General features: G+C 37.7%; 27 protein-coding genes. 18 read left to right on the forward strand and 9 right to left on the reverse strand.

Features of this window, described 5'->3' with window-relative positions; genetic code table 11:
* Nucleotides 1–44: 44 nt before the first annotated feature.
* The 3 genes from BMY13_RS14285 to BMY13_RS14295 are packed head-to-tail and all read left to right on the forward strand — an operon-like array spanning nt 45 to nt 3,203.
* Nucleotides 45–674 (forward strand): TetR/AcrR family transcriptional regulator, encoded by a 630-nt coding sequence (locus BMY13_RS14285; RefSeq protein WP_342729177.1) that lies wholly within the window; start codon nt 45–47, stop codon nt 672–674.
* 13 nt (nt 675–687) lie between these two features.
* Nucleotides 688–1,602, forward strand: coding sequence for an ABC transporter ATP-binding protein (locus tag BMY13_RS14290; protein ID WP_092505377.1), 915 nt, complete (start codon nt 688–690; stop codon nt 1,600–1,602).
* Nucleotides 1,602–3,203, forward strand: coding sequence for an ABC transporter permease (locus tag BMY13_RS14295; protein WP_092505379.1), 1,602 nt, complete (start codon nt 1,602–1,604; stop codon nt 3,201–3,203). The genes BMY13_RS14290 and BMY13_RS14295 overlap by 1 nt, the downstream gene beginning before the upstream one ends.
* 477 nt (nt 3,204–3,680) lie before the next feature.
* Here the strand turns inward: BMY13_RS14295 and BMY13_RS14300 are convergent, their stop codons facing one another.
* The gene (locus BMY13_RS14300) at nt 3,681–4,304 is read right to left on the reverse strand and encodes a metal-dependent hydrolase (RefSeq protein WP_092505381.1); all 624 of its coding nucleotides are present in this window, start codon (nt 4,302–4,304) and stop codon (nt 3,681–3,683) included.
* 180 nt (nt 4,305–4,484) lie between these two features.
* On the opposite strand from BMY13_RS14300, the gene BMY13_RS14305 reads away from it, so the two are divergent.
* Together BMY13_RS14305 and BMY13_RS14310 are read left to right on the forward strand one after the other, a co-directional pair.
* Nucleotides 4,485–5,210 carry an EcsC family protein gene (locus BMY13_RS14305; RefSeq protein WP_092505383.1) on the forward strand — a complete coding sequence of 242 codons (726 nt, stop codon included), beginning with the start codon at nt 4,485–4,487 and terminating at the stop codon, nt 5,208–5,210.
* Between the two features lie 78 nt (nt 5,211–5,288).
* On the forward strand, nt 5,289–6,386 hold the full coding sequence (locus tag BMY13_RS14310; RefSeq protein WP_092505385.1) for a mechanosensitive ion channel family protein: 1,098 nt from the start codon (nt 5,289–5,291) through the stop codon (nt 6,384–6,386).
* A gap of 31 nt (nt 6,387–6,417) precedes the next feature.
* Here the strand turns inward: BMY13_RS14310 and BMY13_RS14315 are convergent, their stop codons facing one another.
* The gene (locus tag BMY13_RS14315) at nt 6,418–7,191 is read right to left on the reverse strand and encodes a DUF3891 family protein (RefSeq protein WP_092505387.1); all 774 of its coding nucleotides are present in this window, start codon (nt 7,189–7,191) and stop codon (nt 6,418–6,420) included.
* A gap of 202 nt (nt 7,192–7,393) precedes the next feature.
* On the opposite strand from BMY13_RS14315, the gene BMY13_RS14320 reads away from it, so the two are divergent.
* Nucleotides 7,394–8,245 (forward strand): VOC family protein, encoded by an 852-nt coding sequence (locus BMY13_RS14320; protein ID WP_092505389.1) that lies wholly within the window; start codon nt 7,394–7,396, stop codon nt 8,243–8,245.
* Nucleotides 8,246–8,620: 375 nt separating this feature from the next.
* Here BMY13_RS14320 and BMY13_RS14325 read toward each other — a convergent pair whose 3' ends face one another.
* The gene (locus BMY13_RS14325) at nt 8,621–9,223 is read right to left on the reverse strand and encodes an alpha/beta hydrolase (protein ID WP_092494030.1); all 603 of its coding nucleotides are present in this window, start codon (nt 9,221–9,223) and stop codon (nt 8,621–8,623) included.
* Between the two features lie 24 nt (nt 9,224–9,247).
* Nucleotides 9,248–9,682: a MarR family winged helix-turn-helix transcriptional regulator gene (locus tag BMY13_RS14330; protein ID WP_092494031.1), complete on the reverse strand. Its 435-nt coding sequence runs from the start codon at nt 9,680–9,682 to the stop codon at nt 9,248–9,250.
* Between the two features lie 186 nt (nt 9,683–9,868).
* Between BMY13_RS14330 and BMY13_RS14335 the strand changes: the two genes are divergently transcribed.
* Nucleotides 9,869–10,096, forward strand: coding sequence for a group-specific protein (locus BMY13_RS14335; RefSeq protein ID WP_092505391.1), 228 nt, complete (start codon nt 9,869–9,871; stop codon nt 10,094–10,096).
* 50 nt (nt 10,097–10,146) lie between these two features.
* Here BMY13_RS14335 and BMY13_RS14340 read toward each other — a convergent pair whose 3' ends face one another.
* Nucleotides 10,147–10,695, reverse strand: a complete 549-nt coding sequence (locus BMY13_RS14340; protein WP_245736115.1) for a hypothetical protein — start codon at nt 10,693–10,695, stop codon at nt 10,147–10,149.
* Nucleotides 10,696–10,881: 186 nt separating this feature from the next.
* Between BMY13_RS14340 and BMY13_RS14345 the strand changes: the two genes are divergently transcribed.
* The 6 genes from BMY13_RS14345 (at nt 10,882) to BMY13_RS14370 (ending at nt 15,431) form a co-directional block, all read left to right on the forward strand.
* Nucleotides 10,882–11,214 carry a PadR family transcriptional regulator gene (locus BMY13_RS14345; RefSeq protein WP_092494034.1) on the forward strand — a complete coding sequence of 111 codons (333 nt, stop codon included), beginning with the start codon at nt 10,882–10,884 and terminating at the stop codon, nt 11,212–11,214.
* Nucleotides 11,211–11,843, forward strand: coding sequence for an HAAS signaling domain-containing protein (locus tag BMY13_RS14350; protein WP_092505393.1), 633 nt, complete (start codon nt 11,211–11,213; stop codon nt 11,841–11,843). The genes BMY13_RS14345 and BMY13_RS14350 overlap by 4 nt, the downstream gene beginning before the upstream one ends.
* Nucleotides 11,844–11,951: 108 nt before the next feature.
* A complete protein-coding gene (locus tag BMY13_RS14355) occupies nt 11,952–13,430 on the forward strand; it encodes a DUF4153 domain-containing protein (RefSeq protein ID WP_092494036.1) in 1,479 nt (492 codons plus the stop codon).
* A complete protein-coding gene (locus BMY13_RS14360) occupies nt 13,427–14,131 on the forward strand; it encodes an undecaprenyl pyrophosphate synthase (RefSeq protein WP_092505395.1) in 705 nt (234 codons plus the stop codon). The genes BMY13_RS14355 and BMY13_RS14360 overlap by 4 nt, the downstream gene beginning before the upstream one ends.
* 426 nt (nt 14,132–14,557) lie before the next feature.
* Nucleotides 14,558–14,875, forward strand: coding sequence for a PadR family transcriptional regulator (locus BMY13_RS14365; RefSeq protein WP_092494038.1), 318 nt, complete (start codon nt 14,558–14,560; stop codon nt 14,873–14,875).
* Nucleotides 14,862–15,431 carry a DUF2812 domain-containing protein gene (locus BMY13_RS14370; RefSeq protein WP_092505398.1) on the forward strand — a complete coding sequence of 190 codons (570 nt, stop codon included), beginning with the start codon at nt 14,862–14,864 and terminating at the stop codon, nt 15,429–15,431. The genes BMY13_RS14365 and BMY13_RS14370 overlap by 14 nt, the downstream gene beginning before the upstream one ends.
* A 288-nt stretch (nt 15,432–15,719) precedes the next feature.
* On the opposite strand, the gene BMY13_RS14375 is transcribed toward BMY13_RS14370, so the two are convergent.
* From BMY13_RS14375 to BMY13_RS14385, 3 genes are all read right to left on the reverse strand, one after another.
* Nucleotides 15,720–16,859, reverse strand: coding sequence for a conserved virulence factor C family protein (locus BMY13_RS14375; protein ID WP_092494040.1), 1,140 nt, complete (start codon nt 16,857–16,859; stop codon nt 15,720–15,722).
* Between the two features lie 193 nt (nt 16,860–17,052).
* A complete protein-coding gene (locus BMY13_RS14380; protein ID WP_092505400.1) occupies nt 17,053–19,173 on the reverse strand; it encodes an MMPL family transporter in 2,121 nt (706 codons plus the stop codon).
* 114 nt (nt 19,174–19,287) lie between these two features.
* Nucleotides 19,288–19,863 (reverse strand): TetR/AcrR family transcriptional regulator, encoded by a 576-nt coding sequence (locus tag BMY13_RS14385; protein WP_092494042.1) that lies wholly within the window; start codon nt 19,861–19,863, stop codon nt 19,288–19,290.
* A gap of 112 nt (nt 19,864–19,975) precedes the next feature.
* Between BMY13_RS14385 and cypC the strand changes: the two genes are divergently transcribed.
* The 5 genes from cypC to BMY13_RS14410 all read left to right on the forward strand — a co-directional run bounded on the left by cypC (nt 19,976) and on the right by BMY13_RS14410 (nt 24,769).
* A complete protein-coding gene (cypC, locus tag BMY13_RS14390; RefSeq protein WP_092505402.1) occupies nt 19,976–21,223 on the forward strand; it encodes a CYP152 family fatty-acid peroxygenase CypC in 1,248 nt (415 codons plus the stop codon).
* 110 nt (nt 21,224–21,333) lie between these two features.
* The gene (locus BMY13_RS14395) at nt 21,334–22,746 is read left to right on the forward strand and encodes a LysM peptidoglycan-binding domain-containing protein (protein WP_092505404.1); all 1,413 of its coding nucleotides are present in this window, start codon (nt 21,334–21,336) and stop codon (nt 22,744–22,746) included.
* Nucleotides 22,747–22,911: 165 nt separating this feature from the next.
* On the forward strand, nt 22,912–23,325 hold the full coding sequence (locus BMY13_RS14400; protein WP_092505406.1) for a VOC family protein: 414 nt from the start codon (nt 22,912–22,914) through the stop codon (nt 23,323–23,325).
* Between the two features lie 397 nt (nt 23,326–23,722).
* A complete protein-coding gene (locus BMY13_RS14405; protein ID WP_092494046.1) occupies nt 23,723–24,088 on the forward strand; it encodes a VOC family protein in 366 nt (121 codons plus the stop codon).
* 195 nt (nt 24,089–24,283) lie between these two features.
* Nucleotides 24,284–24,769, forward strand: a complete 486-nt coding sequence (locus BMY13_RS14410) for a GNAT family N-acetyltransferase (RefSeq protein ID WP_092505408.1) — start codon at nt 24,284–24,286, stop codon at nt 24,767–24,769.
* 84 nt (nt 24,770–24,853) lie between these two features.
* On the opposite strand, the gene BMY13_RS14415 is transcribed toward BMY13_RS14410, so the two are convergent.
* A complete protein-coding gene (locus BMY13_RS14415) occupies nt 24,854–25,291 on the reverse strand; it encodes a YaiI/YqxD family protein (RefSeq protein WP_092505410.1) in 438 nt (145 codons plus the stop codon).
* Nucleotides 25,292–25,751 lie beyond the last annotated feature (460 nt).

Raw genomic sequence — 25,751 nt, forward strand, 5'->3', positions numbered from 1 at the left:
TCTATTTTGTATGAATTAGGAATAAACTAACGCAAAGGAGGGGGTTGGATATTACGAAAAAATTTGAAAACCTCGATAATGATAAACAACAACGAATTATCAATGCTGCACTAAAAGAATTTGCTGAGAATGGATATGAAAAGGCCTCAACAAACCGAATAGTAAATAGCGCCGGAATTGGTAAGGGAATGCTATTTTATTATTTTAAAAATAAAAAAGCACTATATCACTATTTGACAGATTACACATTAGACATTGTAAAAAATGAATATCTAACCCTCATTGATACAACTGAACCTGATTTTATTGAACGAATGAAGCAGGCAGCCCGAGTTAAAACAAAAGCTCGATCTGATAATCCCGATACCTTTAATTTTCTGGGGACTCTGCTGTTAACCAGTGAAGGAGAAGTATCAGCTGACCAGTTAAAGAAGATTCAGGAGTTACAAAAACTGGGAAACTCAAAGATCTATGACAACATTGATAATACGTTATTCCGGGATGATATTGATGTTGATAAAGCGTTCAAGCTAGTTCGCTGGTCAATTGAGGGCTACCAGAACGAAATATCAGCCCAACTTGCTGGACGAAAAATGTCTTCAATTAATTTAGATCCATACTGGGATGAGTTTTATGAATATCTGGATATTTTAAAAACAAGTTTTTATAAATAGAGGGGGATTTTATATGAGCTTATTGAAAGTAACTAATCTAACAAAAAAGTTTGGCAAATTCACAGCATTGGATGGCATTAACATTGACGTAAATGAAGGAGAAGTTTACGGCTTTATTGGTCCAAACGGTTCGGGGAAGTCAACCACCATTCGCGTATTGCTAGGTATTTTAAAGGCAACGGAAGGCGAGGCTAAGGTCTTTGGCAAGGATGCATGGGCAGACGCTGTTGAAATTCATAAACGTATTGCGTATGTTCCGGGCGATGTGAACTTGTGGCCGAACTTAACAGGCGGAGAAGTTATCGATCTTTTTGTGAAATTGCGTGGCGGTAATAATAAGAGTAAACGCGAAGAACTGATCAAAAAGTTCGACTTAGATCCATCAAAGAAATGCAGAACATACTCAAAAGGAAACCGTCAAAAGGTTGCATTAGTTGCTGCATTTTCGTCAGAAGCGGATCTTTATATTCTGGATGAGCCGACATCAGGACTTGATCCATTGATGGAACAGGTTTTTCAGGAATGTGTAATGGATATTAAAAAAGAAGGCAAGAGTGTCCTGCTTTCGAGTCATATTTTATCTGAAGTGGAAAAGTTATGTGACAGGGTTGGCATCATTCGTCAGGGTAAGATTATTGAAACGGGCTCACTAAGTGAGTTACGTCATTTAACACGCACGAATTTACTTGTCGAAACGAAGCAACCAATAACATTGTTAAACGATTTAAAAGGTGTTCATGATATTGAAGAAAAAGATGAAGCTTTTTCATTCCAGGTAGATTCGGAAGAGTTAGATGCTGTAATTAAGCATGTCAGTCAATTTGGCGTTGTGAGACTGGAAAGTGCACCACCAACATTAGAAGATTTGTTTATGCGTCATTATGAGGGAGAGGGGCAAACAGAGACGGGAGCAGGTGGTGTATCCTAATGGCTGGTAATCTGTATAATAAAACCGGGCGACTTTCGCAGTTAATTGTAAGGCTGGATCGCTTCCGTATACCTTTATGGCTAATCGGAATATCTTTTTTTACACTAATCGTACCGCCGGCTTTCGCTAGTTTATACCCTTCTCAAGAGGATAGAGATGTTATGGCCGAAACAATGATGAATCCTGCGATGACAGCGATGGTAGGTCCTGGTAACTTAGTGAACTATACACTTGGGGCCATGAATACACACCAGATGCTGCTTATGACGGCATTAGTTGTTGGGCTTATGAGTATCCTGCTTGTAACCCGCCATACCCGAGCCAATGAAGAAGATGGACGTATTGAAATGATTCGTTCCCTGCCAGTTGGACGTCTTTCTAATTTAAATGCAACGTTGCTTGTTTTAAGTGTAACGAATGTTGTGTTGGCTTTAATAACTGGATTGGGACTGTACGCGCTAGGTATAGAAAGTATGGGGTTAGAGGGATCTTTACTATATGGTGCTGCATTAGGTGCAACCGGTATTTTCTTTGCAGGAGTTACGGGTTTGTTCGCACAGCTTTCGGAAAGTTCTCGTGGGACAATTGGATTTTCAATAACAGTGCTGATAATTGCCTATCTTGTGCGTGCTATTGGTGATGTGAGCAACGAAACGTTGTCAGGCTTCTCACCTTTAGGATGGGTCACTTCGACTGAGGCATACTCCTCGAATAATTGGTGGCCGATTCTGTTGTTGATTGGAACATCTATCATTCTATTTATTCTAGCAAACTATTTAAATGCTATCCGTGATTTAGAAGCTGGCTTTTTGCCATCGAGGCCTGGCAGAAAATATGCTGTGACGCTTCTGCAAAGTCCTATAGGTCATGCCTTTAGACTGCAGCGAACTGGAACAATTTCCTGGGCGATTGGCATGCTCTTAATGGGCCTTTCTTATGGATCTATTTTCGGCGATTTGGAATCATTTTTTGAAGGAAATGAGATGCTGGAAAAAATGTTAGCCACTAAGGAGGGCTTTTCTGTAACGGAACAGTTTATACCCAAGCTAATGATTATTATGGCACTGCTGTCAACGGTTCCTCCTGTGATGGCAATGAATAAGCTTTATGGTGAAGAAAAGAAAGGCCGTATTGAGCACTTACTTGGCAGGGCCGTTTCACGAACACGACTTATGGCTAGTTATTTGGTCATTTCAGTTGTGAATGCATTTGTTATGATTTCTCTTTCTGCACTAGGTCTCTGGGGTGCTGGAAAAGCTGTTATGGAGGAAGGGCTTAGCTTAGGGATGGTTTACGGAGCAGCTATCGTATATTTCCCGGCGATGTTAGTAGTAATAGGTATTGCGATGTTACTTATTGGCTTTGCACCAAAGTGGATTAGTTTCATTTGGTTATACGTATTTTATTCATTTATCGTTCTTTATTTAGGAGGGATATTCCAATTCCCGGAGTGGGTCGGAAATCTTTCTCCATTTGGTCATATTCCGCAACTTCCGATAGAAGATATGAGCATTATGCCGGTTATCATCCTGACTATAATCGCCATCAGTCTGTTAATTGTTGGGTTTATTGGATACAATAAGCGAGATATTGAGAGTTGATTTATATAATTTAATAGTGACTAGTATCGGTAATAATGATACACTTGAATTTGCGATGAGCTGATTTGTGTAAGACGAAGGACAACGCAATTCATGTGGATGTGAACACATGGTCTTTCGCCACAAATTTCGTAAAAGCGCCTGTACAGTAAATGTATAGGCGCTTTCTTATTTATCTTTTGTTTTATAAAAAGGTCATGAGAGTAATGAGAACCCGAAATCTGTTCAAACAGCGAGAAAAGGTCACTCATGAGGGTTATGAGGACTCGAAATTAGTTCAAATGCCATGAAAAGGGCACTCATCAGGGTTATGAGGACTCAAATTTAGTTCCAATGCCATGAAAAGGTCACTCATCAATCGAGTATTTCTCCGCAGCATGGATTAGCATTCATCTAATCAAATATCAAAGAAAATCACGATAATGTCGCATCGGTGCTTGTATCAATAGGAACAAACTTTTTAGAAAACAGCCTTTTTCAGAACTTCAAAGGAAATGGTAATAATAAGGGGATACCACGTTTATTTGTGGGAATGAGCTTCATATCCGCAATTAGATGACTGATATAACCTAAAACACAAACAATAAATATATTTTCAACAGGTACACTTAACGAAAATAAATGAGCGATATAGCTGAAAAAGGAAAGACCTATTAAAGAATGTGTATATGAACGATGAGGTAATAAAGAAGCTGCAGCGACATAGGTACCGCTAAGCGTTATCCACAATGTGCTGAGCATAATTCCCAATGAAACTGCACCTAGACCAGTTAATAAAAGCATCATTTTTTGCGAAACCATTTTGGAAATCATAATTACGGTAAAGCCAATCCCAACACCAATTAGCTTCTCAACTCCTATACCATTAACCCAAGAATAGATCATCATTATAATGCCAGTTAAGATCATTACGTTCTGTAATAGTTTATGCGAAAATGAGATCTTTTTGGCTAAATTCCCCCCTGTATCCAGGTCTGGCACAAGTGCAGCTACAACGCCAGCTAATGTTAAGGATCCTATTGTTACATAGTCAGCGCTTGAGAAAATCCCTACTGCAAGGCCGATTCCACTTCCAATTGTAGCGTGACTAATTCCATTCATTATTTCTCTCTCCTTTGATTAATTGGGAAGCAACCTTAATATCATAACGTAAATTAATTTCGTATTAAAAGTAAATTAGAAAAATGTAGACCTTTTTCCTATAGGGGATCACATATACTGAATCCTTTTCATCAAAAAAACGTATACTTTACTATAGGTTGAATAAGGAAGGTTTTGAAAATGACAGACTATGAATTGAAGGTTTATGAAGATCTGCAAACGTGGCGGAAAAAAGTCTTGAAACAGTCAGGTCTGATAAATCAACTATCAAAAAAAGCACAAACAAAAGTTAATGGGTTGATCCCAGAGCGGGCCCATAAAATCATAACAGATAGTATTAAAAATATGGTTAAGGCAACCTTAGTCGGTTCAAATATTACAACAAAGAAAAAACAGCCAGCTGGAATGAGTCTTTATAAGAGGGATGAGATCCTTCAGGAAAAGCTCACCTCTTATCGAAAAACAGCGGTTATTGAGGGGGCAGGAACAGGTGCAGGTGGCATTTTTCTGGGACTTGCTGATTTCCCATTACTTTTATCGATTAAAATGAAGTTCTTGTTTGAAGCTGCTGCTGTTTATGGTTACGATACAGATGAATACGAGGAGCGTTTGTTCATACTTCATGTTTTCCAGCTTGCCTTTTCAAGTGATGATAAACGAAAAGAAACTTTACATATTATCGAGAATTGGGAAGCAGAAAAGGGAAAGCTAGCTGATATGGACTGGCGGGTTTTCCAGCAGGAATATCGGGATTATATTGATTTAGTCAAAATGCTTCAACTGGTCCCGGGGTTTGGTGCAATAGTTGGGGCTTACGCCAATCACAACCTGCTTGATACCCTAGGGGAGACTTCAATGAATGCATATCGGCTGCGATATTTAACACACCAACCACAAGATTACTAGTGGTTGGTTATTTAATACTTCGATGAATGGAAAGCTGCTATGTTATTATAGGAATGGTAAAGGAGGCGGGGTTTTGTTATGACATGGTCTTGGGAACTGTTTTTTTCATATGAAGTAGTAGAAGATATTGCAATCTCAATTGGTATTATTTTATTGTTTTTAATCTTTAGGAAGATTTTCGCAAAGTATGTATTCAAGCTTCTTTTAAAGTTGAGTAAGAAAGCACCGAATGATTTCTTTTCATACATATTTATAGCGTTTGAAAAGCCGGTTCGATGGTTGTTTATTATTATAGGGATATATGTAGCCGTTGATTACTTTCCTTATTTGGAACAGGCGAATCCATTATTCCAGAACATCATAAGGTCTTTTGTTATCTTCATGGTAAGTTGGGGGTTGTATAATCTCTCCGCTTCATCATCGCTGCTTTTTTTCAAGATTGAAGAGAGATTTGATATTGATATTGACGATATACTGATTCCGTTTCTATCGAAGGCGCTGCGGTTTATTATTGTAGCAATCAGCATTAGTGTGATTGCTCAGGAGTTTGGGTATAATGTAAGTGGTTTCGTTGCTGGACTTGGTTTAGGAGGACTAGCCTTTGCCCTGGCAGCAAAGGATGCTATCAGCAATTTATTTGGCGGAATTGTTATTATTACAGAAAAGCCCTTTACAATCGGACATTGGATTAAGACAGATAGTGTTGAAGGTGTCGTTGAAGATATTACATTCCGCAGCACATTAGTAAGGACCTTTGCTGATGCACTTGTCACAGTTCCTAACGCAACATTAGCAAATGAATCAATTACGAACTGGAGTCAAATGAATAAACGGCAAATAATGTTTTATTTAAGGGTGACTTACGATAATCCTCGCGAAAAAATTGAGACAGTTGTCAATCAAATTGAGGATTTACTTAAAAAACACTCCGAAATTCATCAGGAAACTATTTTTGTTTCCCTTGATCAATATAAAGAATATGGATTAGATATTTTGTTATATTTCTTTACAAAAACTACTGACTGGGGAAACTATTTAAACGTACGAGAAGAATTAAACTTTAAAATACTGGAGATTCTTGAGAACGAAGGAGTTACCATTGCTATACCAAGCAGAAGATTGTATATGGACTCGGAAAGTGATGGTCAGAGTCCGGCTAGACAGGAATCTGAGTGATTATAAAGGAGCTGTTCTGGCAGCTCCTTTACTAATTCGTATCACGTACTAACTTAACATTAACCTGTTGGGTGGGTGCCTCGTGATAACTTTCAATTAATCCTTTTTTTGAGATGGAGTTCTTGTTGACGACTTCTTGCTGTAACGTAATCGTTAATGGCCTGTCAAAAAGAAGTTTATCCGTTAAAATGGTATTCTCATCCACCCAGCGAAAGTTTAATTTTTCGCGGTTAAACACGTCAATAGAGGAGGAAACAGGAATTCCTTTCTGAAAAAAAGGATGTTCTTTTTCTTTTGGAGTACCAGGTTCATTCAAGCAAATATATAAAGACAAATTATCACAAAGCTGAAGCAAGCCATAATGGAAGTTAAATGCATCCTGATCAAAATCTGTTAAGGATTGGATAATCCGCTTCTGGCGTTCTTCTTCTTGTTGTACAAAAACTTGAGCTTCTTTGGAAGTATCATCAAGGAGAAAACGGGAATAATGTTTACTGCATAAAAGTCCTGCATAGCTATCAACCTTTTCAACTTCCTCAATACCATGCTTATAAAATACAGTCTTAGGCAGAACAGGAAAATCGACAAATGTAAACGGTGCTTGTTTTTGGTCATTCCAAAAAGGCTGTTTGTCTAACAACTTCCAGCCATCATCATGTTTATAAATAGCATATTCAACAGACTCCCTGAATTCTTTTTCAGGAATCAGTGATTCTTTAAGGTTTGCAGCAATTTCACCTGATAGGTAGGCATGATGCTCCTGTTCAATCATGACAAATTCATTTCTATGTTCTCTTACAATCATAGACCCTCACCCTTTTCAGTTCAGTTGGGATTTGCTTATTAAAAGTATACGAAAAATGAATAGAGGGATAAAGTGTTATGCGTTTAACGTCAATAGTTAAAGGCGAGGTTGACATAAACGGATTTATTATATATAATCACTTACATAAAGTAACTTAGTGTTTAATAGTAATTATAAAACGTAATGGAAAGGAACAAATAATATGGAAAAGAAATTCTTCGAGGAGCCAACCATATATGTTGGTGAGGTTAATATAAATGTTACAAATCTGGAAAAAGCACTTACTTTTTATCAAAATATTATCGGATTCAATGTACTAGATCAAACAGAAAGTAAAGCGGTGTTAACAGCAGATGGAAAAACGCCTTTGTTAACATTAGAACAGCCAGCTGACGTTGTGCCAAAAGAGGATAGGAAAACTGGATTATTTCACTTTGCGATTCTTTTACCAAGTCGCGCGGATCTTTCTTCGTTCTTAAATCATATCGTTCAGACAGGAACACGCCTGGGGGCCTCTGATCATTATGTTAGTGAAGCACTTTATCTTAATGATCCAGACGGAAATGGTATTGAAGTATATCGTGATCGGCCTTCATCTGAATGGAGTTGGTCAGATGGGAAGGTTGCGATGGCTACCGAACCTTTAGATGGGGAAAGTCTGCTTGCAGAAAGTAAGAAAGAGTGGAATGGTTTGCCTAATGAAACCGTAATGGGGCATATTCACTTGCATGTAGCTAATTTGGCTGAAACAGAGAAATTTTACAAGAATGGCCTTGGATTCGATATTGTTACAACTTATCCTGGTGCACTTTTTACATCGACCGGTGATTACCATCACCATATTGGATTAAATGTATGGAACGGGGAAGGTGCTAAAGCTCCATCCAGGAACAGTGCAGGAATGAATTGGTTTACACTTGTTTATCCAAATGAAAAAGTCAGGGAAGAAACAATTAGCCAATTAAAGCAGGTTGGAGCTGATGTGAAGCAAGAATCAGATCATTATATAACACAAGATCCATCTGGGAATACAATACAATTGATCCTAAATTAATAAGGCTGTTTTCTTAAATTAACGGATTCAGTTTTGAAGTAGTAGATGCTAATAACAATAGAAGTATCATACGAATTAGCATATATTTCAGCAAGATAATAACAGTTTAATTAGCAAACAAAAGAGGCTGGGACAAAACTAAAATTCTCTACATTAAAGACGAATAATAACAGGGTAGGTTGTTTAGAACGTTCATTATCAATAGGTGAATCTAACACGTAATTGATATAAACTGCGAACTAACTGCTGGAATAACCTCTATAAACTCTCGTCTCGCCATCCGGATTCGCTACGGGCGGAAAGCGAAATGTATAAACCTAAGAATAGAGCCATTAAAAAACCGTTCTGCCATATACGTGCAGAACGGTTTCTTTTTTATATATTTTGATACCATTTACTTGCTGCTTCTACTTCACTGTATGCTAACTGGTGACCATTTTTTTCCCAATGGAGTTCAACACTTGCACCGGCATTTTCAAATAATGACTTAAGGTCCTCTGACTCCTGTGCCGGACAGATTGGATCATTTGTCCCTGCGCCGATAAATACATTTTTTCCAGAAAGATCTGGCAAGTCAATTCCTCGTCTTGGAACCATTGGATGATGAAGAATAGCGCTTTTTAACGAATCCTGATAATGGAATAATAAGCTTGCTGCAATATTTGCGCCATTTGAATATCCAATCGCGATTATATTGTTTCGGTCAAAATCATTTTCTTCTGCTGCTTCATCGAGAAATTCATTTAATTCTTTTGTACGAGCGATTAAGTCCTCTTCATCAAATACACCTTCAGCCAATCTTTTAAAGAAGCGTGGCATACCATTTTCAGAAACATTTCCGCGTACACTTAACACATTGGCATCCTTGTCAACCTCTCCTGCTAGCGGAAGCAGGTCCTGTTCAGTCCCTCCAGTGCCATGCAGTAGTAGTAGTGTTGGTTTCGATTGGTCATTTCCTTTTTGGAATATATGTTTCATTATATTTCTCCTTTCGATTTCAGCTTATTTTTTCTTCACACTTTCTAAGCCTATTCTTTTTAGAATATCGATAACTGATTCCAGTTCTTCAGGACTTACATCTTCAAAAACCTTCTCTATTACCTTCTCATGTTGTGGGAAGATATCATCCATCAGTTTTTTTCCCTGATTCGTTATTCGAACATGAATAACTCTTCTGTCTTCTTCACTGGTAATCCGTTCCAACAGACCTCGCTGCTGTAGCTTGTCAATTACGTAAGTCATGGAACCACTATTTATCAGTACTGCATCACAAATCTGATTTACAGTTAGGTCACCTTTATGATACAAAGCTTCCAAAATTGTAAATTCAGTGATGCTGACACCATAACTTTTTATATCTTTCTTAATACGCTCCTCAACTGATTTTGAAGCCCGCATCAATACTACAAAAGCGTTTAATGATAAATTCCTATTCATAATACCATCTCTCTCCGGTAGTTTATTCTGAATTAAAGATAATTATAAAGTATATAACATAAAGAAGTCAAGAATCGGAGCCTGTCACTACCCAGTATTTGTCGAATTATCCTCAAGTTGATTTATCCTAGCTAATTAGATACCTTGGAAGGAGAGTCAATATAATTCGAACGGAGGGTGATTTAAGTGGGAGTATGTAATATCGATCATTCACAGGAATCTGTTGTAAAGAAGCTGAAGAATCAAGAAGAATTCCTGCCAGAGGATTTAACCGAAAAATTGTATCACTTTTTGGATGAGGACCGTTCGCAGGAAACACTAAACGAATTATTCCATCTTTTTAAAAAGTATGATTTGGCTTCAAAAAGTGAACAGGAAGAGAGAGATGGCCAATTAACCGCACTTATAAGCTAAAATTTAGATTAAGAACTGCCATCCATATTTTTGAATTGGATGGTAGTTTTTTAGGCGATAGAATCTGATCCCGGCTTGGTATAATCAGCAAGTTTCCCTTGATATACTAACTGAAAGGCAGGTTCCTTCTGCAAATCATGGGGGGTTATTAAGGATAGTGGTTTCTCGAAATTAAAGTTGTCAGATTCCATTAACACGGAAGCGACAAACTCCGAGCAAAAGAAGGCATTTTCTCTGTTAAACTTCTTATTTAGCATAATGGCAACTAACCCTAACAGGTTGTAACGATAGATTTCTTTTTGAGATTCTATTTTTTGTATATAGGCATTCATTTTATTGATCTGATAGTCATTGACTGTACAGCAATAAATGGCACACTTGGCATTCGTGAACAACTCCTCCGAAATATTTTCTTTAACAAACCCACCGAAAAAAGGGTTTCTTCGACTTGTTCTTCCAAAACTATAGACTCCCATCAGATTCTCATCTAAAGCTATTGATGCATGATTAAATGGTTTCTTTGTGTATAGCTTTATCATTCTTGTAAATAGTGTGCCAGTGTCTGTTAATAGCATATAGATCTTTTTATTATTTATCATGAAATACTCCTCATCGTTTTATATAAGGTAATTTTAAAGATTAGGTTCAACCATGATAAGCGTCCTGAGTAATATTTTATAATAAGCCCTAAGGCGTATTTGAAAAAAATAACCTGTTCGCCTTTACAAATAAAGATTAATTTTATATAGTATAGATACCTAATAATTCTAGGTAGGTGAAAAGACATGTTTAATCGTGAGCTTGTGAAAGGGAGTACGTCCCTGCTTGTTCTGCAATTGTTGAATGAACGAGACATGTATGGTTATGAGCTGGTTAAAGAGATGGCCATGCGAAGTGACCATCATTTCCAAATAAAAGAGGGAACGTTATATCCTGCGCTTCATAAGTTGGAGAAGCAGGAATACATTGATTATTACTGGGAAAATCGGGAAAAGGGCCCGGCCCGTAAATATTATTGTATTACGTCCCAAGGCAAGGAAATTCTTGATGAACGAACGAATGAATGGCACCGTTACGTTCAGGTAATGAACAACCTGATTCGGAGAAATGAATCGTGACGTTAAAAGATCAAAGGTTCTTCCTGGAGTTATCTGAGGAAATCGGGAATCACCCCGATAAGCAGGAGATCCTGGCAGATTATGAAATGCATGTATTTGAAATGCTGCAGGAAGAGTCCATTGATGATCAAAATCTATATAGTGAATTGGTTAAAAGGTTGGGGACACCTCAGGAAATAGCTCAAATATGGAAGCAAGAGACAATAATTACGCCCAAAAGAACACAATGGTTATTTGTCATCATTAATGCTGGGATATTTATTGGCGGGGCTCTGCTCACTCTCAGCTACAATATTTTTCATTGGAACTGGGCGGAATTAATTTGGGAAAACCTGATAAATATACCTTTTATTATTATGCTGTTATACATAATGTTCTGGGGACTTATAGGCTATGAAATAGGAAAAGAATTTGGTCATGGTGGATACAGATTAATGCAAAAAACGTTTCTTTTTTCAATTGTGCCAAACATATTACTGATGTACTTAATCATTTTTAAAATTATTCCGTACACATGGTTTCAGCCGCTTTTAAGTTTTCGGTTTATTGTAGTGTGTATTGTTTTTACTGCATTTCTTTATCCCGTCAGTATGGTTGGTTATCGGTGGGGAAAGAAAGTATCTGTATAAATGGGCTGATGGTCTTTTGTGGAGTCAGTCCTGATAAGATATATATTTTTTTACCTATGTACATAGAATTTCGATGTATATAGAATAACATTGTATTGGTGGGGTATTATGGATATTAAAGTTCAACAAAAAGATTGGTTGTTTTTGCTTGTTTGCTTAGGGTTGGGGATTCTGGCGGAGCTTAGTTTTTTTCATGGAAGTATAGGGGTTTCCTATCTGGTGTTTATCGCTGGATTATATGCTGTTGTGTTTCTTCGCTTTCGTCTTACATTTACCCATCGAAGGATTGGCCTGCTTGTCATGGTGGCTATCTGGCTGTTGGCTGCAAGTTATCTGTTGTACGATAATTTCCTTTTCTATAGCCTTAATAGTTTTATTATACCGGTGTTAGTCTTTTTCCATATTGTCTTAATAACAAGCCCAAATAAATTGAGGTGGAGTACACCAGTATTCGTGACTTTACTGACAAATAAACTTGGTGAGGGGATCAAATACAGCTCATCTTTTTGCAATAAAGGGTTTAGAAGAGTGTTTAAGAATATGGATGAACAAACAGCACAAACGGTGAAGCGGATTTTAATCGGGGTAATAATTGGGCTTCCGCTGCTTTTGCTTATAACGGGGCTGTTAATGTCGGCTGATGCTGTGTTTCAGGATATCGTGTTACGCTTCCCGCGCTATATCGTACAGCTTAATTTTCTGGAAGGAGCCTTTCGTTTTGTAATTGTAATCGTTTTGACCTTTGTATTCTTTGGTGTCTTTCAGGTTCTGCAGGGACGGCCGAATCCAAAAGCATCTGATTATGATACAGAAGAATGGAATGTACGATGGAACAGTGTTACAGCAATAACTATTCTGGTTCTACTTAATTCTGTGTACGTTCTATTTGCAGCGATTCAATTTAAGTACTTTTTCAGTAATGGGTTACAGGAGGGCTTAACATTTGCCGAATATGCAAGGCGAGGGTTTTTTGAGCTGATGATTGTTACTTTAATTAACTGGACGATATTAATAAGTTGTTTAAAACTAATAGATGAAAAACGTAAATCATTGAAGATAACCATTAAAATTATGTATTCACTGCTAATCGGAGTAAGCTGTGTTATGCTTGCCTCCGCGTACCAACGTTTAAGTATGTATGAAGCGGCATATGGATTTACATTGGACCGGATTCTTGCACATGCATTTATGGTATTTTTGATCGTAATTTTTGCTTACACGCTAATTAAAGTGTGGGTCGAACGCTTATCATTACTTCATTTTTACTTAATTGTAGGGTTATTGTTTTATACAGGGTTAAATGTTATCCATATTGAAAAAATCATTGTCGATAACAACCTGGAACGCTATGAACGTACTGAAAAAATAGATATACACTATTTGAATTCGTTATCCTACACTGGTGTGAATGGGTTAATTGAATTATATGAAAAAAATCCAGAATATCCGCAATTGGAAAATGTTCTGGCTAACCGAATAGAGTGGGCAGAGAGACGGTCTGAAGGCTCATGGCAATCCTTCAACTTCATGAAGCAAGAGGTAACACAAAAGCTGCAGGAACTTGAACTTAAGGAGGAGAGCAGATGAATTCATATGTACCAAAACATGTCGCCATTATGATGGATGGTAATGGCCGGTGGGGTAAAGCAAGAGGGCTCAGCCGGAGTGAAGGTCATTTTGCAGGTGCAAAGACAATGGAAAAAATTATTGATGCCAGCATAGAATTAAATATTAAAATACTTACATTGTATGCATTCTCTTCTGAAAACTGGTCACGGCCAAAGCATGAAGTTAGCTACTTAATGCACTTACCGGTAAAATTTTTTAATCAAAAGTTGCCTGAATTTATGAAAAGAAATATAAAGATACTAATTTCCGGAAACATGGCAGATCTACCAGAACTAACGAGGAAGGCACTTGTAAAGGCAGTCGAAGAAACAAAAAATAATGATGGGCTTATCGTGAACTTCGCGTTTAATTATGGAGGTAGAGCGGATATCCTCCAGGCGGTCAGAAAAGTAATTCAAGAGGTCCAAAACGAGCATACAGCATGGGATAATGTGAGTGAAGAAATGATTCAGCAATATTTATACACAAAGGATCTGCCAGACCCGGAACTTGTAATTCGCACTGGAGGAGAGAAAAGAGTAAGTAATTTTCTGTTATGGCAATCCTCCATGTCAGAACTGTACTTTTCAGATGCTTATTTTCCTGATTTTAATAAGGAGCTACTTTGTGAAGCAATTAATGAATTACAGAGGAAGAATTCAGTTCCGAACTATAGTTAATAAAGCTAAAGCTGCCATCAGATGTGGAATCTGGTGGCAGTTTTATTGGTTCTTAGGAAACCTAATATTGAGCGCTGTGGATAACTGGACTACAGAATCAGCTACAGCTAATGACAACCAATGAAATATACCATCCGTGACATAGTATTTGGAATCAAAAATGTTATACTTGTGGTACAAATTTGATTGATTTTCAATAAGATTAGTCTTCAGCAATAGGGCCATTTAATTGAATAAGATTACATAAAAAGTCGATTTCCCTACGTAAAGGAAAGCGACTTTTTTAGATTAAATTTTTGCCTATTTTAAAGGTTTTACTTTAAGTTCCTTCGATGAACTTAAAAAATGCTGTTGACTATTCAGTTGAACTGTATTACATTATTATTAAGTTAAACTATATAGTTAAACTGAGTAAAGGATGAGATTATGAAACATAAATTATTGCCGTTGTCTGAAACCATGCATTATATTTTATTAGCTCTACGTGAGCCACTCCACGGCTATGCCGTAATGCAGAAGGTAGAAAAAATAAGTAATGGTACCGTTATTTTAGCGGCTGGTACATTATACGGTGCGATTGAAAACTTGAATAAACATGGTTGGATTGAACCTGTTGGAAATTCAGGTCGGAGAAAAATTTATATGATAACTACAGAAGGAAGCGCCATTTTGAAAATGGAACAGGAAAGGCTATTGCATATTTTATCCTTGTATGAAGGAAGTGAATCAAATGAAGATATTTAAGGTATTTTTTGATATTGAAAAAGAAGAGCAATGGCTAAACGAGCAACTGCAAAAGGGCTATCGCTGTACAAATATTAGTGGATTGGGGGTATACACTTTCAAAAAAACGGACAATAGATATGTTATGCGACTTGATTATCAAGATTATTTACCAAAGAAAAAGTTCAAGGAATACCAAGCGATATATGAAGATTTTGGTTGGACCCATATAGTGGGGTACCGGCTGGGTGGAAAACAGTATTGGCAAAAAGAAGAAGATGATCAAATTGAAATCTTCTCGGACCGCCAATCAAAGGGTAATTATTATAAAAGATTAATGGGGTATTCATTTTGGTTGGGTATGCTGTGTTTGTTTTTTTCTTATTCGATTTACAAGGATTCGGGATTATATTTAACTGAAGGTCTTTGGAGTATGAAAGGTTCATTGTTTTGGAAGGCACTGTTATTTGAAACTCCATTTGTCCTTTTGAGGTCTCTTCCCGTACTTATGGTTGTTTTCTTTGGCAGCAGTTTCTATCGGGCTTATCGAAAGTATTCAATGTTAAATGAAAAATAATATGCTTGGTGTATGAACTTTTTTAATGCTATTGTTGAATAGCGAAAGGCTAATTTATCAGTTAAACAATGATAATTTAGCATGCCTTTATCTTCCAAAGCGTTATGCCATTGGTAAATGCGGTAGCAACAAGTGGTAAATTCTGTGGTAGTCGATGGTAAAAAACATGACAGTAGTAGTACATTCTTCTGGCCGTGATCAACAGCCAGCTCCGATGTATAGGACATACTAGTGCCGGTGACAACACAGGACGTGGGTTCTCACCGGCCAGGCCTTTGTTTAATTAGATTATTTCTGTTTCGTTGCCTGAGTCATCTGGTGCCAAATGGACCCTTTGGCTTCTTCCCCGTCTTCAATCCGGGCTAGAGCCATCTTAACTTGCATACGCACTTCAAATTCCGGGTCCTCCAGAGCTTGCTTTAATGCAGGTATGGCAGTTTCGTCACCAACTTCATATAAATACATAGCTGCACGCCAACGGACAATGCGGCTTTTATCAGTTAGTGATTTGATCATTTCAGGGATTGCATCTTTGAATCCTAAGTCTGACAAACAATCACCTGCAGTGCGTCGTACGTTTACTGCTTTATCTTGGAGTGCTTTATACAAATATGGAAGTACTTCACGTTCTTCAATCATACCCAAATATGCTGTTGCAAGACGACGAACAGATGCCTTCTCATCATCAAGTGCTTTATCTAATACAGGAAGATCATCAACAATGGGATCCATCCTGTCCAGTGCGGCATAACGATCCTTCCAGTTTGGCTTATCAAGCATGTTAAGCGTAACCTTCTTGCGTGGAGCTGACTTCTGATCACTGGCTGTTTCATCTGCTTTTGCGAGTTTAACTAGCTCTGCTACACGCTCAGGGTCATAGCTTGCTTCTATTTCATCAACAACCTCTTGACCAATTTCCTCCACATCGCCATAACGCGGGCTTTGTTCTACCCATTTTCTTTCCATTAACATATTTTCAGATGCAACAGATGCTTCCATTGTGGCGTTCATAAACCGTTCAGGAAGTCCGAAGCGGTGCTCATTATCCCCTTCTTCCAGTTTCACTTGCATAGGGATATACCGGAATTTTTGGATAAAAACTTTTACTTCCCCAAAATTTTCATCACTTGAAGCAGCTTCGTTTGTTAAACTATCTGAATTCTCTTCAGATGATCCTAATACGGTACGAACTTCCGGCAAAATTTCCTCCCATGGAACGCGTGGATTGCGTTCAAGTGCGATAAAATCGATGACACGGTAAAGGCCTTTGACCCCGTTTACAGTAAACAGTTCCTGTACATAATCAGGAGCATGGGTAACGTCGTCATTTAGTTTATAATTTTCTGTTTGTCCATCAGTTAACTGTTCGTCCACGTTTATTTTCATAGAATAAGGGCTTGGTGTTGGTTCAATTGATACAATCTTCATTATGATTCCCCCTCGACAGATTATCCTATGCTGATTCTAACAAAGATCAATTGGATTATCCATTTAATTGAAAAGGCTGTGGGGTAAATTAAAATCAAAATTAGTCGATGTGGATCCTCATTCCGCCGATTCAGTAAACCGGATCCTCATTCCGTTAAATCATGCAAATCCCACATGATAGGTGTTCATTTTACTAATTTGAGCTATCTTTAACGGGTTCAGCTGATTTATCTTTTTCAAACAAAACAAGTAATCCTGGCATTAATACACCTCGTATCAAGAAAGTATCGAGTAGAATTCCTACGGCCACGATAAACCCGAACACAAATAATAATTGGATCGGCTGTGTCATCAGCACGGCAAAAGTGGCTGCTAAGATTAGCCCGGCAGATGAAATAACGCCACCTGTATTGGCAACAGCAATTTCTACCGCTTTTTTGACAGGATGATGTTTTCTTTCCTCCATGAATCGCGAAACAAGAATAATATTATAATCAATTCCCAATGCGACTAGGAACACAAAGGAATAGAGTGGAACCCTGTTGCTGATTGTACCTATATCAAAGAATAAACTGCTTAGAAAGACACCTAAACCTAACGCTGCAACAAACGATACTAAGATAGTTCCCATCATGTAAATAGGCATCTTAATTGATCTCGTTAAGAAGATTAACATGATAAAGATCAGAAGTGTTTCTAACAGAACAATTACGAGCAGGTCTCGGTTGTTGATGGAACGATCATCTACAGACGAAGCAGTTTCACCTGCAAAATACAGCTCGCCGCTAAGATTGCTTTCATCCAGAATTTGCTCTGAATCATTTCGGATTTCTTCTAATGCATCCATTGTTTCTACTGAATATGGATTTTTTGCAAACGTCATGCTGTAGGAAATAACTGACTCATTGTCAGCGGAACCGTTGACTCGAACATTATTCACGAGTGGCTGATCTGTCAGGTCTTCTGCTAATTCTCTCCTGCTGTCCTCGGAAATAGTGTTCTCTGTTTCAAATAGAACAGTCGTTGGTGCCAAGTCACCTGGCTGAAACTTTTCTTCGAGAATCTCATAACCTTCTCTGGAAGGCATATCTTCAGGGAAAGACTTTAATGTATTAAACTCATATTCTATATTAAAAATATTACCTGCTGAAACAAGCAGAATGATACTAATAGCTGTGACTGAAATAATTGGCTTTCTTGTAACAAACCGACCAACCTTGCTCCAAAGGGAACTTGATTTTACTTGTGAATCTCCAACTCGTGGAATTACTGGCCAGAAAGACTTTCTTCCAAAAATAGCAAACAATGCTGGAACAAGTGTGACAGAAGCAAGCATGACAATAAAGATTGTTGTACCAAAGGTTGGTGCAAAGTTTTTATAATCACCAAACTCAGCGAAGAAAAGGATTAGCATGGCGGCTAAAACGGTAGCCCCAGAGTAAAACACAGGTATACCTGTACCTCGCATTGCCAGTTTCATTGCTTCTTGTTTATTCTCATAACTCTTCAGTTCCTCTCGGTATCGTGAGAAAACAAATAACGAATAATCGATAACCGCTGCAAATAAGAGAATTGTCATTATCGAAAGGGACTGAGAAGTCATGATTAATCCAGATTTCCCCATTAGACCTAATGTTTGCATGACGACTTCATAGACAAATGCTGTTGCTAATAATGGAATTAATGCAAGCAATGGTGAACGATAAATTACAACCAATAATACTAAAATAATTCCAACAGTTGATAAAATAAGAACAATATCCGCTCTGGAAAATAAGTCATTTGTATCTGTGGCAATTCCTGCCGGCCCTGTTACATATAAACTCATATCCGTATTCTGCTCTGTTAACGTATAGATCGTATCTAATGATGATTTAATTTCCGTAGTTTCCAAGGAGCCATCAAAAGTCAGCGGTATTAATGCAGTAGTTCCATCATCAGAAAAGAAACTTTCAGCTGCCTGAGGCGGTAATTTAGTTAGTGGAACGATTTCCTTTACGCCTTTAATGTCTTCTTCCTTGATAGTTGATAAAAACTCTCCAAGCTCAGATTGTTTCACTTCACCTTCACTTGCCTGAAAGACCAGTAAGGCAGGCGTGCCGTCACTGTCTTCAAAGTATTTATCAACCTTTTCTTTGGCAATAATAGATTGCGCGTCGTCAGGTAGCGTTTGAATACTTGATACCTCATAATCCTTTGCGCTGGGTGCAAACACCGCTAATAACATGGATAAAATGAGCCAAACTCCAACAGTAATCCACATTCCTTTTTTGGTGCTAACACGATCTGTAATATAGTGTATAAATGTTTTCATGCTTTATTTCTCCTTTTTTAAAAAAAGAATAAAGTAACGCTTGTGTCACTTTTGGTAATAAAAAAAACGATAGCGAAGTACTCTTATTATTAATCAATAAGACATGAACGTCAATTACTTATCTGTGAACATTCCATGACTTATTAATTCTTTAACAGATCTAACCCACTCCGTTTGAGGAATTTCGGAATGATTAGGGATATCAACCGATTGAAAAATAAAACCTAAAAGTAATTCATCTTTTATGGATGGATTTAACAATTGTTCTTTTCGACCTTGCTGGATAAAGCTCTGAAGAACGGAATACATTTCCAGATGAAGTTTTTCTAAATGTACTTTCTTTACTTTTATATTTTTACTGATGGTTGCAGTGATCTGGTATGAAAACCCAAGTACCTGATGTATTTTATTGTGTTTAAACATAAGTCTAATCAAAAAATCAAATTGTGAATCGAACCGATCATAATTGTCGATCTCTTTCAATTCAGCTAAAAATCGATTCATTTCAAAAATCATGTAATCCATAATTAGCTCTTCTTTATTCTCATAATACTTATATAATGCACCTCTGGACACCTTCAACTTATCTGCTAACAGACTAAAGGTGAACCCTTCATAGCCATTATTCAAAAGTATATGCTTTGCAGCATTATATAATGTCTTGTCGGAAAATTTACGTTCGCGCGCCATATGATCACCTCAAATTTAATTATACCTTAAAAATTACAAAGTGAATAAATTTTATAATTTAAAGAAAAATAGCATCTATAGGTACGACTAAGTTAAGGGAGGAGAAAGGCTGATGGCAATTCCACGTGAAAAAGGCTTGGATAATAGCTTGGACCTATTATTAGAAGGGTATAGATATATTATAAATAGACGGATCAGATTCCAATCAGATATTTTTGAGACACGTTTGATGGGGGGCAAAAAAGTAATTTGTATAGGTGGAAAAGAGGGGGCAGAGGTATTCTATGATAATGAAAAATTCCGGCGACAAGGGGCAGCGCCAAAGCGAATCCAAAAAACATTGCTTGGAGAAAACGGTGTGCAAACACTAGATGGAGTGGGACATAAACATCGGAAAAAGTTATTTATGTCATTAATGACACCAGAGCGCATAGATGATTTTATCGAAATAACTAGTAAACAGTGGCAAATCGCTATTGAAAACTGGGAGCAAAAAAAAGAAGTGGTGCTGTTCGATGCTACCAGGGAAATTATGTGTCGCATCGCTTGTGAATGGGCTGGCGTACCATTGTGGGCAAAAGAATTACAACAGCGGACTACTGACCTTTCAGCAATGATAGATGCTTTTGGAGCCTTTGGACCCAGACATTGGCGAGGGAGACAAGCACGTAACAGGTCTGAGAAATGGATTCGAGGGGTTATTCAACAGGTTCGTCAAGGTCAGTTAATGCCCCATGAGGATACAGCTTTATATGCAATGGCATGGCACAGTAATTTAGATGGAAAACTGATGGACATACAAATGGCAGCGGTAGAATTACTCAACATTATAAGGCCAATAGTAGCGATAGCTCGTTATGTAACATTTAGTGCATTAGCATTGTATAATCACCCCGAGTCAAAAGCCAAATTGCAGACAGATAGTGAGGAATACAGCCACATGTTTGTACAGGAGGTCCGCCGCTTTTATCCATTTGGTCCATTTTTAGGCGCGAAAGTACGAAGTGATTTTAATTGGAATGGGTATAATTTTACGAATGGAACCCTTGTGTTACTTGATATTTATGGAACGAATTATGACCAGGACTTATGGGAACTGCCTGAAAAATTCAGACCAGAGCGATTCAGGGGTTGGCAAGGCAGTCCGTTTAATTTTATTCCACAAGGTGGAGGGGAATACGATATTGGACATCGCTGTGCCGGTGAGTGGATAACGATTGAAGGTATGAAAGTAAGCTTGGATTTTTTAGCGAACCGAATTGATTATCAGGTTCCGAAGCAAAATTTAAACTTTAGTTTGGTGAGAATGCCGCCAATGCCTAAGAGCAGGTTTGTAATTCGAAAGGTTAAACAAAAGTAATCACTATGTTAATCATGAAAATGCTTAGTTTTCGCTCCAGTTTGTTACTAGGACAATCATCTGATGAATACGATGATATGTAGTAATGCAAACAAATTGGGGGAGAGCAAATGCAAATTCATGTGGTTGAACGTGGTGATTCACTTTGGCAGATAGCCCGTAGCTATGGTTCGGAAATAAATCAAATTGAATTACTTAATCAATTGGATAATCCTAATACACTTGTAGTAGGGCAGTCACTTATTATCCCTGATCCGAACCGTGAATACGTTATTAATGCTGGTGACAATTTATGGGCGATTGCAAATATGTTTGATGTGTCCGTTCAGGAACTGGCGAAGGTTAATTATATCACGAATCCTTCACTAATTTATGTTGGCCAAATGCTGGAGCTTCCTTATTTTCCTCACATCGTAAAAGCTGGTGAATACATCTGGTCGATTGCCGAACGCTATGATGTAACTGCTGAGGAAATCATTCAAACAAATAATTTGGGAGATCCGGGGTTAATTTTTCCTGGTCAAACGTTACGTATTCCGACCGCTGATAAGCCGGTAGCTGAAGTGAACGCTTATACTACTCAGTTAAATGAACAGGGCGGACAGGAAGCTCTAGCCTTAGGAAGATACTTTACCTATCTTTCACCATTCACCTACAGTATTACAGCTGATGGAACACTCACAGAATTACAGGATCAAATAGTTTTGGAGGCGGCAAGAGCGACTAATGTGGCCCAGCTTTTAGTACTGACAAACATTACAGGTGATGGATTTGATTCAGATGTGGTAGCCAATGTCCTTCGTAATCCAGGTTTGCAAGATACATTGATTACTAATCTGTTAGATTTAATGGAATTAAAGGGCTATAGAGGAGTAAATTTTGATTTCGAATATGTTTATCCAGAAGACCGGGAGAATTATAATAACTTTTTACGACGTGTAGTGTTACGGTTACATCCAGCAGGGTATCTGGTCTCCACAGCATTGGCACCAAAGGATACAGCTGATCAAGAGGGATTGCTTTATGAAGCTCACGATTATGCTGCCCATGGGGAAATTGTCGATTTTGTCATTGTAATGACCTATGAATGGGGATGGGCCGGTGGCAGACCATGGGCGATTGCCCCAATTAATGAAGTGCGTGAGGTGCTGGATTATGCGGTAACGGTAATTCCTCGTGAAAAAATTCTAATGGGAGTTCCCTTATATGGACGTGATTGGGAGATTCCGTGGGTGGAAGGAACGATTGCCACAACAGTAAGTCCAAAAGAAGCAGTTCAGTTGGCAGAAGAATATGGTGTGGCCATTCAATATGATGAAACATATCAATCTCCTTTTTTTACCTATGTTGACGAGACTGGACAAAAACACGAAGTATGGTTTGAGGATGCACGTAGTGTTCAGGCTAAATACGATACGATTAAGGAATATGGACTTAGGGGACCCAGTTATTGGGTGCTTGGAAGCGAATTCCCACAAAATTGGGCAGTTTTGCAGGATAACTTTGCTGTTAGGAAGTTGTAGATATATAGTTTAAGAAAAACCTTTGAATGGGAGGATCACTTTTCAAGGGTTTTTTGGCAAAAATCTCTTTAACGATAAATTTTCTAAATAACTTATAGAAGGAATTTGCTAAAATTTGTTGAATAGATAATAGGGATATTAACTTATTTATCAGGAGGAATGTAAATGAACGGGAGTCTAATGAGAGTCGGGACATCATATATTCCAGTACAGGATATTGAATTGGCAGCCGAATGGTATGTAAACATTGGTGCAGTACTTAATTATCAAGATAAGAAAAAGGCGATACTAGATTTAGCTAATCAAAGCATCTTCCTAGTTAAGTCTAGCGAAAAACAAAGTGCTAACTTTTACGATATTGGTGGCAAGGAACATTTCTCACTTACATTTGAAGTAAATGGAATGAATACACTAACATCATTACATAGGGAATTTAAGGAAAAAGGAATAACAGTAGGTGAAATAGAAGACAGAGGTCATGCTGGTAAAAACTTTGTTTTTCAAGACTTGGACGGAAATATGTTTGATGTATGGAGTGAATTAAGTCCCGTATTTAAAGAAAAATATAGGATTAATTAGAAAACTTGGCATTCGTTAAAGGGATTCTTATGAAAGCGTACTTGTTTTCTTAGAACCCCTTGTACTTTGGAGTGCAAGCCTTTAGGCGAATTGCCTTAGTTGCACCTATGCAGTAAGAAGGAATTTATACTTTTGTATGAAAATACCTCTCTAACTTGATTTTAGCGGACACGGGAGACGCTATTTCTATATAAAAGTAACCTTCTCGAAGTTATCCGGACACAAAAGCCCTTATTTCATATATCATGGTTATTTGACTGTATTTGTGTGAAATAAGGTCCCTGGTGTCCGCAAAACCTCAAATTTGCTATATGGAAAAATAAAATTCATGGTAGATGGTGGCTGCGCATTCGGCAGCCATGTTGGTTTCTTAACTGCCTAAAAGGGAGGGACTTTAATGAAAAGTCCAATAAAAAACAAGATTAATCTAGTATTTATACCAGTAAGGGATATTGAAAAAGCGAAGGACTGGTATTCAAAAATGTTAGGAATTGAAGATGGTGAAGTGATGTTTGAGCATCTATTTGTAGCCAAAATGGATGGAGCTGGGATGATCTTGGATACGATGCCAATGTGGCGGGATGAAAATGGGGAAATTGCTGCATTAAATGTCCCTGTTATTCAGTTTGGTACAGATGATATTCATGCATCGTATCAGTTTATGAAGGATAATGATGTCGAGCTAGTCACAGAAATTGAGCATGATCACTTCTTTGTGTTTAAGGATCCCGATGGTAATAAATTAATGGTATGTCAGGATTGAGTAATAGTATCGGTCAGAATTAAATCGATTCTGGTCGAATATGTTTCCTCTCCTTTAAACCCTTCGTGTATCTGTGAATTCACCAGTGGAATTCGACAAATTCAGATACGAACTATGGGAACTGATAGAAACCTTATGCTAAACTAGAAAACAAGAAAATAAATCAGACAATCATCGAGAAAGGACAGGCATTATATGGATACTATGAAAAAAGAGGATTGGGAACATGTTCGGGATATTTTTATAGAGGGTATTAACACGGGCAATGCGACGTTTGAAACGAAGGCACCAACGTGGGAAGAATGGGATAGAGGCCATTTTTCAGTGTCCAGACTTGTTGCCAGGGACGGAAAAGATGTAATCGGGTGGGCTGCATTAAGTCCAATTTCTACAAGAGAAGCGCATTCAGGTGTTGGTGAAGTTAGTATTTATATAAGTGAGCGCAGCATCGGTAAAGGGATTGGAACTAAGCTCATGGAAGAATTAATTGTCTTAAGTGAAACGAACGGTTTTTGGACATTACAAACAAATATTTTTCCTGAAAATGAAACAAGTATTAAGTTACATAAAAAATTTGGGTTTACCGAGGTGGGAGTTCGAAAACGTCTTGGAAAATTAAATGGTGTATGGCGGGATGTGGTGCTCCTTGAACGACGCAGCAATGTGGTCGGGAACGACTGACATACTAATTAAGTAGCAAAATGAATTCGACAAATATTGATAAAAAAAGACAAAAAACGGGAAGTGACAGGCACCCTCCCCATCCTATTCAAGCTTCTTCCGGAGCAGCTGGCTGAATTTTTTTTCGTCTTCGGTGGTGTATGCTTTGGGGCCTTTTGTTCGTTTGCCGCTTTTGCGGGCCATGGCGCTTGCATAACGTGTTTGCAATAACTGATCGATATTGTCATCTGAGTATTCAAATCCCTTGTGGTGAAGGACAGTACATCCTTTTGCAAGACCAAGCGATGCTAGTCCATAATCTTGTGTAATGATCATATCATTCTTTTGTGCTAGCCTCATAATTCGGTAATCCGCAGCTTCTGCGCCAGTATCAACATATATTGTTTTAACGCCTGGCTGTTCATCATTATGTGAAAAGTGAGCAAAGCTTTTCACAAGAATCACTTCTATATTATGATCTGAAGCAATTGATATAATGGTTTCTTTGACCGGACAAGCATCCGCATCAACGTATATTTTCATCGAATTCTCTCCTAAACGTTTTATGTTCGCAGTTACGAATAAGTACAATTATAAAACTTGGACTAAAGAGCATAAGGGGTTCTAAGAAACAAAATACTTATTCACAAGAATCCTTTAACGATTGCCAAGTTTTTTAAGAATTGATAGTGATGATAATAACAGCATAGCAGTTTGTCAAATTATTAACCACTTTGCGCGAGGTGGTTTTATATTAGTAGAAGGAAATTAGCCCAAAGTTACCGTGGAGTTAATAATTATTTAATTGGACATAAGTTTTATGGTTTATATATATTTGGGTTTATTGAAGATGTTATCATTTTCAATTGTGGTGGGCTATGAGGGTTATTTTTACTATACAATTTATTTTCGATCCCACTGATTCCTCGATTATGTTGGCGATTTTATCATCTCATTGGTCACAGTAATTCCTCAAGGATTTGCTTGAGATACGATTGTATTT

The organism is Virgibacillus subterraneus, from assembly GCF_900110695.1.
Classification (GTDB): domain Bacteria; phylum Bacillota; class Bacilli; order Bacillales; family Amphibacillaceae; genus Lentibacillus; species Lentibacillus subterraneus.